The sequence below is a fragment of the Humibacter ginsengiterrae genome (genome assembly GCF_054780115.1).
In genome coordinates this window covers 204,894-216,377 of sequence record NZ_BAAGWY010000006.1, presented here as the reverse complement: position 1 = coordinate 216,377, position 11,484 = coordinate 204,894, and the positions used below count along the sequence as shown (strand labels likewise).

Here is an 11,484-nt window from a genome sequence, read left to right as displayed (position 1 = left end):
AGGAAGCCGTGGATTTTCCGGCGATCAGAAGTCGTGCACACCTTCTTCTTCCGAATCCGGGATCGCCGGCCGTCGCTGGCCGCAGTCTTGTCGCAACGCATCCGCTGGTCGCAATGAACGCGACCAGCACGTGACCACCAGACGCGAAGGAGACCATGATGACCGAGCAGAACGCGAGTGGACCGCGAGACGAGCGGCGGAGCATCCGCCCCGGCGATCAACGGCAGACGGCAGCGGAGCTGCAGCTGGAGTGGAGCGCCGACCCACGCTGGGACGGCATCCGCCGCGACTACACGGCCGACGACGTCGTCGCGTTGCGCGGTCGCGTCGGCGAGGAGCACACGCTCGCCCGTCGGGGCGCCGAACGGCTGTGGGGACAGCTGCAGCGCACGGAGATACCGGCTCCCGACGGTACGTGGGCCAGTGACCCGCACTGGATTGCCGCGCTCGGTGCCTTGACCGGGAACCAGGCGGTGCAGCAGGTGCGGGCGGGACTGCAGGCGATCTATCTCTCCGGATGGCAGGTCGCGGCAGACGCGAACCTGTCGGGCCACACGTATCCCGATCAGAGCCTGTACCCGGCGAACTCGGTGCCTGCGGTCGTTCGGCGTATCAACAATGCGTTGCTGCGTGCCGACCAGATCGACGCCACGAGCGAATCGCCGTCCGGGATCGACTGGATGGCGCCGATCGTGGCGGATGCCGAGGCCGGCTTCGGCGGGCCGCTGAACGCCTACGAGCTGATGCGCTCCATGATCGAGGCGGGTGCGGCCGGCGTGCACTGGGAGGACCAGCTGGCCAGCGAGAAGAAGTGCGGGCACATGGGAGGCAAGGTGCTCGTGCCCACCTCGCAGCACATCCGCACTCTGAACGCGGCCCGTCTCGCGGCGGACGTGGCAGGGGTGCCGACCATCGTGATCGCGCGAACGGATGCCCTCGCCGCCACACTGCTCACCAGTGACCACGACGAGCGCGAGCGGGAGTTCCTCACCGGCACGCGCACGCCTGAGGGCTTCTACGAAGTGCGGAACGGCATCGAACCGGTCATCGCACGAGGGCTCGCGTACGCACCATACGCCGACCTGTTGTGGGTGGAGAGCTCGAAGCCCGACCTGCAACTCGCCCGCACATTCGCCGAGCGCATCCACGAGGACTTTCCGAACAAGCGGCTGGCGTACAACTGCTCGCCGTCGTTCAACTGGAAGCGGCACCTGGACGACGACACCATCGCACGGTTCCAGCGTGAGCTGGCCGCGATGGGATACGCGTTCCAGTTCATCACGCTCGCCGGTTTCCACGCCCTCAACCACTCGATGTTCACACTGGCGCGCGACTACTCGCAGCGGCAGATGAGCGCGTACATCGAGCTCCAGGAGGCCGAGTTCGCATCCGAACGCGACGGCTACACCGCCACCCGCCACCAGCAGGAGGTGGGCACCGGCTACTTCGACCGGATCGCCACGGCCCTGAACCCGGCCAGCGCAACGCTCGCGCTGGCCGGTTCGACCGAGCAAGCACAGTTCTGACATCGCAAAGGAATCGACCATGAACACCACGGAGACCCACGAGCCCCGCATCGAGGTGACGGCGCCGCTCGGCGACCGCTACGACGAGATCCTCTCGCCGGGAGCGCTCGGCTTCCTCACTGAACTGCACGATCGCTTCGCCGGCCGCCGTCATGAACTGCTGGCCGAGCGGATGCGCCGCCGCGTCGAGATCGCGAACGGTCGCGATCCGCAGTTCATGCCCGAGACGGCATGGATCCGCGATGACCCGAGCTGGCGTGTCGCCGGGGCCGGTCCTGGCCTGGAGGACCGCCGCATCGAGATCACCGGTCCCACGGATCGCAAAATGACGATCAACGCGTTGAACTCGGGCGCGAGGGTGTGGCTGGCCGACCAGGAGGACGCCACCAGCCCGACCTGGCCGAACGTGGTCGAGGGACAGCTCTCGCTGTACGACACGGTGCGCGGCACCATCGGCTACACGAGCCCAGAGGGCAGGGAGTACCGCGTCACCGCCGAGCGCACGCCGACCATCGTGATGCGCCCGCGCGGCTGGCACCTGTGCGAGAAGCATCTGACGTTCGTCGACCGGCAGGGACGCAGCCTGCCGGCATCCGGAAGCCTCGTCGACTTCGGCCTCTACTTCTGGCACAACGCGCAGCGGCTGGTCGACGCGGGTCAGGGCCCGTACTTCTACCTGCCGAAGATCGAGCACCACGATGAGGCTCGTCTGTGGGATGACGTCTTCCGCTTCGCGCAGGAACGCATCGGGATGCACGTCGGCACCGTGCGTGCGACCGTGCTGATCGAGACGCTGCAGGCCGCGTTCCAGATGGAGGAGATCCTCTACCAGCTGCGCGAGCACTGCACAGGACTCAACGCCGGTCGCTGGGACTACCTGTTCAGCGTGATCAAGACGTTCCGCTCTCGCGGCCGCGCGTACGTGCTCCCGGACCGCTCGCAGCTGACCATGACGGTGCCGTTCATGCGCGCGTACACCGAGCTGCTCGTCTCCACCTGCCACCGGAGAGGCGCATATGCCATCGGCGGCATGAGCGCCTTCATCCCGAATCGTCGCGACCCTGAGGTGACCGAGCGTGCGTTGGCCAAGGTCGCAGAGGACAAGCGGCGCGAGGCGGGAGACGGGTTCGACGGCACGTGGGTGGCGCATCCGGACCTGATCGCCACGGCACAAGCGGAGTTCGACGCTGTGCTGGGCGACAAGCCGCACCAGCTGGAACGCACGCGCGATGAGGTGCGGGTGCAGGCATCCGATCTGCTCGGCTTCGGCGCAGCAGGCGCCGAGGTGACGCTGGCGGGCGTGCGCGACGACGTCTCGGTGACGCTGCGATACGTCGAGGCGTGGCTGCGCGGCACGGGTGCCGTCGCGATCGACAACCTCATGGAGGATGCCGCCACGGCGGAGATCGCGCGGTCACAGCTGTGGCAGTGGATCGAGAACGCAGTGGTCACGCGTGAGGGCGTGCTTGTCGAGGTACCTCTCATCCACCGCCTGCGCGACGAGATTCTCAACGAGTTTGCTCGCACTCCCGAAGACCGGTTCGACGACGCCGCCGAGGTGCTCGAACGGGTGGCGCTGCGGCCGGAGTACCCCACCTTCCTCACCGTGGTCGCATACACGCGATATCTCGACGAGCACGGTGAAGCTCAGGCGATGCCGGAACCGGCGCAGGAGGTTGCCGCCGCTGCATGAGCGGCCTAATCGCATCGTACGATCGGCCGGGTGAGCGGCGGAGGCGTGCAGTCGCTACGCACGGTTGGCCGGAAATGATCCGATCCGCCGGACGACGGCGACGTTTCGTTCCGGCCGATCGTGCGATTTCCGGCCTACCGCGTGAGCCCTTAATGTTTCTGCATGAGCGAAGCGACGATCCGACGAGCGACGTCAGCGGATGCCGACCGGCTCGCGTTCGTCGCGGCCGTGACCTTCCCCTTGGCGTGCCCTCCGCACACGACGAGAGAGGATGCCGCGGCTTTCGTCGTCGAGCACTTCGCCGCCGACGCATTCCGCGGATACCTGACCGATCCCGATCGCATACTGCTGATCGCGGAGGAGGACGGCCATGCCGTCGGCTACACGATGCTCGTGCTGGGCGAGCCGCACGATGAGGATGTCGCCGCCGCGATCACGTTGCGCCCCACGGTCGAGCTCAGCAAGTGCTACGTGCTGCCCGGGCACCACGGGCGCGGTGTCGCGGCTCGCTTGATGCAGGCATCCATAGACGCGGCCCGCGAGCGCGGGATGGCTGGCATCTGGCTCGGGGTGAACCAGGAGAACGAGCGCGCGCAGCGGTTCTACGCGAAGAGCGGTTTCCGTCGCGTCGGCATCAAGCGCTTCCGGGTGGGTGAGCGCTGGGAAGACGACTACGTGTTCGAACAGCCAGTGGTGCCGGCGATCGCGGTGTGAGTCGCCTTCCGGTCAGTCGCGTTCCGGCTCAGTCGCCCGACCAGGGACTTGACGCACCGCGGCCGGGGCCCACGAGTCGTTCGAGAGCGTCCTGCATGTCGCTCACGCGATCACGGCCGACGAGCGACTCCCACTCGGTGCGGAGCTCGTCGAAGACCGCTTCCCCCTCGCTCATCAGGGAGCGGCCGCGGTCGGTGATGGTGAGTTGTGCCCGCCGGGAATCCCTGGGGTGCGGGGAGCGGAGCACGTAGCCGCCCTCCTGAAGAAACGCGATCGTCTTCGCCGCTGCCTGCTTGGAAGTGGAGGTGCGCCGCCCCACTTCGGACAAGGAGCCGGCCCCTTCGGCGACGGCACGTAGTGCGAAATCGTGCCCGGGACGCACACCGGGGTAACCCCGTGCGGCGAGCCGGTCGTGTGCAGCTTCGGCCATGAACCGGAACCCGCCGAGGAGCAGTAATGCCAGGTCGGCACCGCTTCGAGACATGTTCCGATCCTAAGACGCCTCAGAGATCGACAACCAGGTTGCTTATCCGGTCCCATCGTGACAACCTGGTTGTCTTGCCCGGGTCACCCGGCACTCACACGCAGGAGGCACTCATCATGGCGATCCGACAGGCGAGCATCGCCGGAATCCGACACGAGACGGCGCTGGTGAACGGCACCCGATTGCATTACGTCTGCGCCGGCGACCACGGAACCCCGGTCCTCCTCGTTCACGGCTTTCCGGAGACGTGGTGGGCCTTCAGGGGACTCATCCCGCTGCTCGCCGAGGATCACCGGGTCTACGCGGTGGACTTGCGCGGCTTCGGGGACTCCGACGTCGCCGACGAGGCCTATACGGCTGCCGTCGCGGCCGAGGATCTGCACGCTCTGATCGAGCACGTGGCGCAGGGCCCGATGCATGTGCTCGGGCAGGACCTGAGCGGGAGCGCGGTCTTTCGACTGGCCGCCACCCACCCCGAAGACGTACGGAGCCTGACCGGGGTCGAGACGGCGCTCGCCGGTTTCGGAGCAGAGCGGCTCGCCGATGTCACACACGGCGGAGTCTGGTACCTCGGCGCGCTGGCTTCACCGGGCGTCGCGGGTCTGCTGTTCGAGCACGCGGCGTCCGCCTTCATCGGTGACTATCTCTACCCGCTCTACGGTGTGTCCGGCGCCAGCGTGAGCGCAGCCGACACTGCCGAGTTCGGCCGTAGCTACGGTCGGCCCGGAGGCTTCTCGGGTGCAGCGGGGCTCTACCGCAGCATGCTCACCGAGGGAGATGAATTGCGCACCATCGCCCGGGATGCGCCGCTGCGCATGCCGGTGACCGCCGTCGGATCCCGCGGAGGTGAATCGACCGCGTCCGCTTTACAGGCCGTCGCGGCCGTCGACGTGAAGGCGGTCCGGCTGGATGGAGTAGGCCATTACGTCGCCCAGGAAGCCCCCGGGGTGCTCGCGGCGATGCTACTGGAGGCCTGGGCCGGACGTCGTCTGTCGTGAGCCGGTTGAACCGGAAAGCGAACGCCTAGACCCTGCCGGATGCGAGCACGCCGATGAGCTGGCCGGCCAGCCGCACCAGCAGCTCGATCTCGTTCTCGTCGCGGTCGACCCAACGGCACTGCGGGTCGCCGACCGGCACGAAGCCGTCGTGTCGTTCCCAGACGAAGAGGGTGCGCTCGGCGCCGAGCACGTATTGCTGCCACCACACCTGGCGAAGATAGTGCCGAGGGATGCTCCGCCACGGCTTGTTCGTCGTCTTGATCTCTGCGAGCTCGAGGCGTCCGGTATCGCGCGCCGCCAGCCCGTCCGGTGTGGCGAGATGCCGGCGATCGCGTACCGCATGAAACAGTGCATCACTCGGCGAGATGCCGTGCTCCCGCAGCACCCATTCGGCGATCTTCGGTTCTCTCGCCTTGCCGTGCTCCGTGAAGACGTTGCCGCTGAAGCCCGACCCGTGCACCTTCTGCCGCGCTGCAGCCAGCACGGATGCCTGCGTCGACAGCTTCGCGACATCCGTCGCCGTGATGCCTCGGGCCCGGGCGCGCAACCATGCGACCCGGTCGGATGCGTGCGCGAGGATGCGACGCTCATGGGGCAGAAGCGGCGGCGTGACCCGCGCGGCGTCCGGCGTGGTGCCGCCCGGGCGCAGCGTGGCCTCCAGCTCCTCGTCGAACAGAGAGAGCATGGTGTCGGTCACTGCTCCATTGTGCCGCGTGCCCTCTGTCATCGGCGCCCCGCTGAACGCGCGTCGAGCGATCGGACGGTCTCCTTCAGACCAAGCCGGTGCCGTGAGCGAAGGAGATCGATCAGCCCTCACGCCGGGTCGAGCAGGTGCTGGGCGACCATGATCGCCGCGCCCAGCACGCCGCCCGTCTCCCCGGCGGAGGCCGGCACGATCTGCAGGTGCTGGGTCGCCAGCGGTGTGGACTGCCGGTACACGACCTCGCGCACCCCGGCCAGCAACTGCTCACCTGCCCGGGCGATCGAGCCGCCGACGACGACCACCGACGGATTGAACAGGTTCACGCACGTGGCGAGCACCTCACCCAGGTCTCGTCCGGCCTGTCGGATGCCCGCGACGGCATCCGCGTTTCCCGCTCGTGCCAGCGCCAGCACGTCGGCGCTGGAACCAGCCGGTGTGCCCCGTTCGGCGATGTACCGCGCGATCGCCGGGCCGCTCGCGAGTGCCTCGAGGTCGGCATCTTCGTCGCCGTGGCGCGGGGTGTCACGGGTGAACGGGACGCGCACGTGGCCGAGGTCGCCTGCCGAACCGGCCGCGCCTCGCTGCAACCTCCCGCCCGCGATGATGCCGAGGCCGATGCCGGTGGACACCTTGACGAAGAGCAGGTCGCTTTCGAGCGGCCACGACACGGCGTGCTCGCCGAGTGCCAGCACGTTCACGTCGTTGTCGACGAGCACGGGAACGTCGAACGTGCGCCGCACGTACTCCGGAACATCGAAGCGATCCCAGCCGGGCATGATGGGCGGGTTGATCGGCATACCCGTGGAGTGCTCGACCGGGCCGGGGAGTCCGATGCCCACTCCGGCGAGTTCCGAACGGGGCCTGCCGCTCGCCTTCACGAGACGCTTGGCGGTGCCGAGCGCCCAGTTCAGCACCGGCCCGGGACCATCGGCGATCGTGAGCGGCGCTGACTCCGAGTCGAGCACGGTGCCGGCGAGGTCTGCGATCGCGATCACCCCGTGCGTGGCTCCGAGGTCGATCGCGAGGACGAAGCGCGCTCCCGCATTGAACGCCACCCGCGCGGGCGGACGCCCGCCGGAAGACGCTGCATCGGGCGCAGGCACGATGAGACGGGCATCCATGAGCGCATCGATGCGGGATGCCACGGTGGAGCGGGCGAGGCCGGTGCTCTCAGCGAGTTGAGCCCTGGTGCGCGGAATGCCGTCGCGCAGGATCGCGAGCAGGTCGCCGGCATCCTTCGGCACGAGGCTCCCCGGCGACGAGCGCGCCGCAGCCGTGTGGGGAGAGGGCGCCGACATAGACCGATTGAAGCACACGCGGCGAGCACAAGGCAGAAGTCGGCGGCAACGGCGCGACTTTTGCTTGACTGACGACAGAAGTGTGATTCAATCGATTCGACCGCGGAGATGCCGACGAGAGACATCCCTGACACAGCGGCCTCACCGCAACGAGGAGAAACGTGACCACCTCACCTCTTTCCGTGCAGCTCTACACCGTGCGTGAAGCGCTGCAAGACGACCTCCAGGGCACCCTGAACAAGCTCGCCGAGGTGGGCTTCACGCAGGTCGAGCCGTTCGCCTTCACGAACTTCCCGGGCCTCGGCGAGGCGCTGTCGTCCGCCGGGCTGAGCGCGCCGACCGTGCACGTGCACTTCCTCGGCGAGAGCGACGAGGAGATCGGCGCGATCTTCGACGCGGCCCACGAGCTGGGCATCCAGACCGTCATCGACCCGCACGCCCCCGACGAGCTGTGGAAGACGGCCGAAGGCGTCGAGGGCATCGCGGCGCAGCTGAACCACGCGGCGAAGCTCGCGGCGGAGCGCGGACTTCGCGTCGGCTACCACAACCATGCGCACGAGTTCGAGAACAAGATCGGCGGGCAGAGCGCACTGGAGTACCTCGCGTCCAGGCTGGACCCGGAGGTCGTGCTCGAGCTCGACACGTACTGGGTCGCCGTCGGCGGTGAGAACCCGGTCGAGGTGCTCGGCCGGCTCGGTGATCGGGTCGTGGCTCTGCACATCAAGGACGGGCCCGCGACGAAGGAGACCAAAGACCAGGTCGCCGTAGGCGCAGGCACCCTGCCGATCCGCGAGATCATCGAAGCCGCACCGGGCGCGCTTCGCGTCATCGAACTCGACGACTCGCGCGACAACCGTTTCACCGCTGTCGCCGACAGCTACGCATTCCTCACGAAGGAGGGTCTTGCATGAGCGAGTCCACGAGCGCCGCAGAAAGCACTGCCGGGTCTGCGAAGACCGGCCCCGTCGGAGTCGGCGTCATCGGCGCGGGCAACATCTCGACGCAGTACCTCACGAACCTCACGTCGTTCCCCGATGTCGACGTGCGCTTCGTCGCCGACATCATCCCCGAGGCGGCAGCTGCTCAGGCGGAGAAGTTCGGCATTCCGGCGCACGGATCCACCGAGGAGCTGCTGGCCGACCCCGAGATCGAGATCGTCGTCAACCTCACCCTCCCTCGGGTGCACGCCGAGGTCGATCTGCAGGTGCTCGCCGCGGGCAAGCACGTATGGAGTGAGAAGCCGATCGCACTCGACCGCGAGAGCGGCCAGCGCGTGCTCGCCACGGCGAGAGCGGCTGGACTGCGTGCGGCGTGCGCGCCAGACACCTTCCTGGGTGCGGGCATCCAGACCGCGAGACGAATGCTCGAGGCCGGAGCGATCGGCGAGCCGCAGACCGCGCTCACCATCATCCAGAACCCCGGCCCGGAGTCGTGGCACCCGAACCCGGCCTTCCTGTTCCAGGAGGGCGCCGGCCCCCTGTTCGACATCGGCCCGTACTACGTCACAACGCTCATCCAGCTGTTCGGGCCGGTGAAGCGCGTGGCAGCGGTGGCCTCGAAGGCGAAGCCGGTGCGCACCATCGGCTCGGGCCCGCTGGCCGGGCAGACGTTCGAGGTGACGGTGCCGACGCACGTCACGGCCGTGTTCGAGTTCGAGAGCGGCCAGACGTCGCAGAGCATCTTCAGCTTCGACTCGAAGCTGGGGCGCACGCTGTTCGAGGTCACCGGTGTCGACGGCGCACTCGAACTGAACGACCCGAACATGTTCGTCGGCGACCTCGTGCTGCACACCGACGGCGAGCCGGAGACGATCACGATCGAGGGCGAGAAGTCGGCGCGGGGCACCGGCGTCGTCGAGCTCGCGCGGGCCATCCGCGCCGGCGTTCCCGAGCGAGCGAGCGGAGAGCAGGCGCTGCACGCGCTGGATGTGATGGTCTCCACGATCGAGGCTGCGGAGCGCGGCGAGTGGGTGGATGTCGAGAGCACGTTCACGCCCACCCCTGCGCTGCCCGAAGGGTGGGACCCGGCCGAGGCCACGCTCGTCTGATGGCGGTGAATGCGCAGAGCCGGGCGGGCGCCGGCCCGATGGGCGTTGGCATCGTCGGCGGCGGGTTCATGGCGACCGTTCACTCCAGGGCGGCGCGAGCCGCCAGGGGGCGTCTGGTGGGTGTGGTCTCGTCTCGTGCTGAGCGTGCGGTGCGCGCCGCGGAGGAGCTGGGCATCGAGCACGCCTTCGGGTCGCTCGACGACCTGATCGCCGACAAGCGCGTCGGGGTGGTGCACATCACCACCCCGAACGCCGTGCACGCGCGGCAGGCACTCGCCGTGATCGCCGCCGGCAAGCACGTCGTCTGCGAGAAGCCGCTGGCCACGACGGTCGACGACGCCCGATCGCTGACGCAGGCCGCGGCCTCCGCCGGCGTCGCCGCCACGGTGCCGTTCGTGTACCGCTACCACCCGCTCGTGCGGGAGGCGCGCGCCCGCTTCGCCTCGGGCGAGACGGGCCGGCTGCTCACGATCGCGGGTTCGTACCTGCAGGACTGGCTGCTGGAGACCGGCGACGACAACTGGCGCGTCGACCGCGCGGCAGGCGGCCGGTCCCGCGCGTTCGCGGACATCGGGTCGCACCTCGTCGACCTGATCGAGTTCGTCACCGGCGACCGCGTTTCGAGGGTGGCGGCCACGAAGCGCACGTTCTTCGAGTCGCGCGCCGAGCACACGGCGATCACGACGGAGGATGCCGTCGCCGTCGCCGTGCAGACCACCGGCGGCGCCATCGGTACCCTGCTCGTGTCGCAGGCGGCGCCCGGACGCAAGAACCGGCTGCACGTGGAATTGGCGGGATCCGCGGAGTCCGTCGTGTTCGATCAGGAACAGCCGGAGACGTTGTGGGTGGGCCGCCGTAAGGGTTCGTTGCTCATCCCCAGGGACGCCGACCAGCTCGCCCCCGATGCCGCGCGCCTGGTGGCGACTCCCGCCGGGCATCCGCAGGGCTACCAGGATGCCTTCAACGCGTTCGTCGCCGACAGTTACGCTGCGATCGCCGGCGAGGCGCCAGAGGGACTGCCGCTCTTCGCGGACGGACTGCGCGCCGCGATCGTGGCCGAGGCGGTCATGGACTCCGCCGATACCGGCGCCTGGGTCGAGGTGTAGCGCCCTTCTCGGCGGCTCGTGCCCCCAGTTCGGAGGGTAACGGCCGCGCTCACCGTCTCATCCGGCCGAAAAGCGCCATCGGCCTGCTAAGCCTGGTCACGATGGATCGCCGCGTGTTCCTGGTTGGGCTGGCTGCCACAGCCGTCACTGCGCTGAGCGGATGCTCGTTGCAGAAGAGCGAAGCCGCAGGCACTCCCGCACCGACCTCGTCCCGGCCCGCGCCGACAACGACACCCACTCCACGGCCGACCCCGACGGATTCGCCGGCGCCGGTGCCCATCGTGAGGAAGTATCCGATCACTCCCGGCAAGACGATCACAGGTCTTCCCGGAGACGGAAATCTGATGGCATGGACCGTGGACGACGGCGTCTCATCGAACGTGGTCGGCGCCTATGCCCAGTTCGCCCACGACAGCGGCATCAGGCTGACCTTCTTCCTGAACGGGGTCAATGCCTCGTGGACCGATAACGCGCCGGCGCTGCGACCCCTGGTGGAGAGCGGGCAGGTGCAGATGGCCAACCACACCTGGGATCATGCGGACCTCACAGGTCTGTCGGATGCCGGCATCGCACAGGAGCTTCAGCACAACGCGGAGTTCATCCGCAACACGTATGGTGTGGAGGCCGCGCCGTTCTACCGGCCGCCGTACGGGTACATCAACCATCGCGTCGCCTCCGTCGCCTCGTCGATCGGGTACGCCGCGCCGGTGATGTGGTACGGGTCGCTGGCCGATTCCGGACTCCTGACCCCACAGCAGATCGTGGCGAACGCGAACCGATGGTTCTTGCCGCAGCACATCGTCATCGGGCATGCGAACTACGATCCCGTGACGCAGGTGTACGGCCAGCTGCTCGACATCCTCCGAGAGCGCCGGCTGCGCACTGTGACGCTGCGCGACGTCTTCGCGGTCTGAC

The 11,484-nt window shown here is 68.3% G+C and carries 11 protein-coding genes; 8 read left to right on the top strand and 3 right to left on the bottom strand.

All coding sequences use genetic code 11. The features are described from left to right. Window positions 1-158: 158 nt before the first annotated feature. From aceA to ACYVII_RS09775, 3 genes are all read left to right on the top strand, one after another. The gene (aceA, locus tag ACYVII_RS09785; RefSeq protein WP_460534382.1) at window positions 159-1,526 is read left to right on the top strand and encodes an isocitrate lyase family protein; all 1,368 of its coding nucleotides are present in this window, start codon (window positions 159-161) and stop codon (window positions 1,524-1,526) included. Window positions 1,527-1,545: 19 nt separating this feature from the next. Then, on the top strand, window positions 1,546-3,219 hold the full coding sequence (gene aceB, locus ACYVII_RS09780; protein WP_460534380.1) for a malate synthase: 1,674 nt from the start codon (window positions 1,546-1,548) through the stop codon (window positions 3,217-3,219). Window positions 3,220-3,381: 162 nt separating this feature from the next. Next, complete coding sequence (locus tag ACYVII_RS09775) at window positions 3,382-3,933, top strand: GNAT family N-acetyltransferase (protein ID WP_460534378.1); 552 nt, start codon at window positions 3,382-3,384, stop codon at window positions 3,931-3,933. Between the two features lie 28 nt (window positions 3,934-3,961). On the opposite strand, the gene ACYVII_RS09770 is transcribed toward ACYVII_RS09775, so the two are convergent. After that, window positions 3,962-4,417, bottom strand: a complete 456-nt coding sequence (locus ACYVII_RS09770; RefSeq protein ID WP_460534376.1) for a MarR family winged helix-turn-helix transcriptional regulator — start codon at window positions 4,415-4,417, stop codon at window positions 3,962-3,964. A 116-nt stretch (window positions 4,418-4,533) separates the two neighbouring features. Between ACYVII_RS09770 and ACYVII_RS09765 the strand changes: the two genes are divergently transcribed. Further along, the gene (locus tag ACYVII_RS09765) at window positions 4,534-5,415 is read left to right on the top strand and encodes an alpha/beta fold hydrolase (RefSeq protein ID WP_460534374.1); all 882 of its coding nucleotides are present in this window, start codon (window positions 4,534-4,536) and stop codon (window positions 5,413-5,415) included. 25 nt (window positions 5,416-5,440) lie between these two features. Here the strand turns inward: ACYVII_RS09765 and ACYVII_RS09760 are convergent, their stop codons facing one another. Continuing rightward, window positions 5,441-6,112 carry a YqaJ viral recombinase family protein gene (locus ACYVII_RS09760; RefSeq protein WP_460534372.1) on the bottom strand — a complete coding sequence of 224 codons (672 nt, stop codon included), beginning with the start codon at window positions 6,110-6,112 and terminating at the stop codon, window positions 5,441-5,443. Between the two features lie 116 nt (window positions 6,113-6,228). Then, window positions 6,229-7,416 (bottom strand): ROK family protein, encoded by a 1,188-nt coding sequence (locus tag ACYVII_RS09755; protein WP_460534370.1) that lies wholly within the window; start codon window positions 7,414-7,416, stop codon window positions 6,229-6,231. A 161-nt stretch (window positions 7,417-7,577) separates the two neighbouring features. On the opposite strand from ACYVII_RS09755, the gene ACYVII_RS09750 reads away from it, so the two are divergent. From ACYVII_RS09750 to ACYVII_RS09735, 4 genes are all read left to right on the top strand, one after another. After that, on the top strand, window positions 7,578-8,327 hold the full coding sequence (locus ACYVII_RS09750) for a sugar phosphate isomerase/epimerase family protein (RefSeq protein WP_460534368.1): 750 nt from the start codon (window positions 7,578-7,580) through the stop codon (window positions 8,325-8,327). Then, the gene (locus ACYVII_RS09745) at window positions 8,324-9,463 is read left to right on the top strand and encodes a Gfo/Idh/MocA family protein (RefSeq protein ID WP_460534366.1); all 1,140 of its coding nucleotides are present in this window, start codon (window positions 8,324-8,326) and stop codon (window positions 9,461-9,463) included. The genes ACYVII_RS09750 and ACYVII_RS09745 overlap by 4 nt, the downstream gene beginning before the upstream one ends. After that, window positions 9,463-10,569 carry a Gfo/Idh/MocA family protein gene (locus tag ACYVII_RS09740; RefSeq protein ID WP_460534364.1) on the top strand — a complete coding sequence of 369 codons (1,107 nt, stop codon included), beginning with the start codon at window positions 9,463-9,465 and terminating at the stop codon, window positions 10,567-10,569. Before ACYVII_RS09745 ends, ACYVII_RS09740 begins: the two co-directional genes overlap by 1 nt. Before the next feature lie 101 nt (window positions 10,570-10,670). Then, window positions 10,671-11,483 carry a polysaccharide deacetylase family protein gene (locus ACYVII_RS09735; protein WP_460534362.1) on the top strand — a complete coding sequence of 271 codons (813 nt, stop codon included), beginning with the start codon at window positions 10,671-10,673 and terminating at the stop codon, window positions 11,481-11,483. The last annotated feature ends 1 nt before the right edge of the window (window position 11,484 follow it).

Excerpts from the sequence above, each read along its gene's own strand:
- aceA (WP_460534382.1), top strand. The coding sequence starts at position 159 with ATGACCGAGCAGAACGCGAGTGGACCGCGAGACGAGCGGCGGAGCATC.
- aceB (WP_460534380.1), top strand. The coding sequence starts at position 1,546 with ATGAACACCACGGAGACCCACGAGCCCCGCATCGAGGTGACGGCGCCG.
- ACYVII_RS09775 (WP_460534378.1), top strand. The coding sequence starts at position 3,382 with ATGAGCGAAGCGACGATCCGACGAGCGACGTCAGCGGATGCCGACCGG.
- ACYVII_RS09770 (WP_460534376.1), bottom strand. The coding sequence starts at position 4,417 with ATGTCTCGAAGCGGTGCCGACCTGGCATTACTGCTCCTCGGCGGGTTC.
- ACYVII_RS09765 (WP_460534374.1), top strand. The coding sequence starts at position 4,534 with ATGGCGATCCGACAGGCGAGCATCGCCGGAATCCGACACGAGACGGCG.
- ACYVII_RS09755 (WP_460534370.1), bottom strand. The coding sequence starts at position 7,416 with ATGTCGGCGCCCTCTCCCCACACGGCTGCGGCGCGCTCGTCGCCGGGG.
- ACYVII_RS09745 (WP_460534366.1), top strand. The coding sequence starts at position 8,324 with ATGAGCGAGTCCACGAGCGCCGCAGAAAGCACTGCCGGGTCTGCGAAG.
- ACYVII_RS09740 (WP_460534364.1), top strand. The coding sequence starts at position 9,463 with ATGGCGGTGAATGCGCAGAGCCGGGCGGGCGCCGGCCCGATGGGCGTT.
- ACYVII_RS09735 (WP_460534362.1), top strand. The coding sequence starts at position 10,671 with ATGGATCGCCGCGTGTTCCTGGTTGGGCTGGCTGCCACAGCCGTCACT.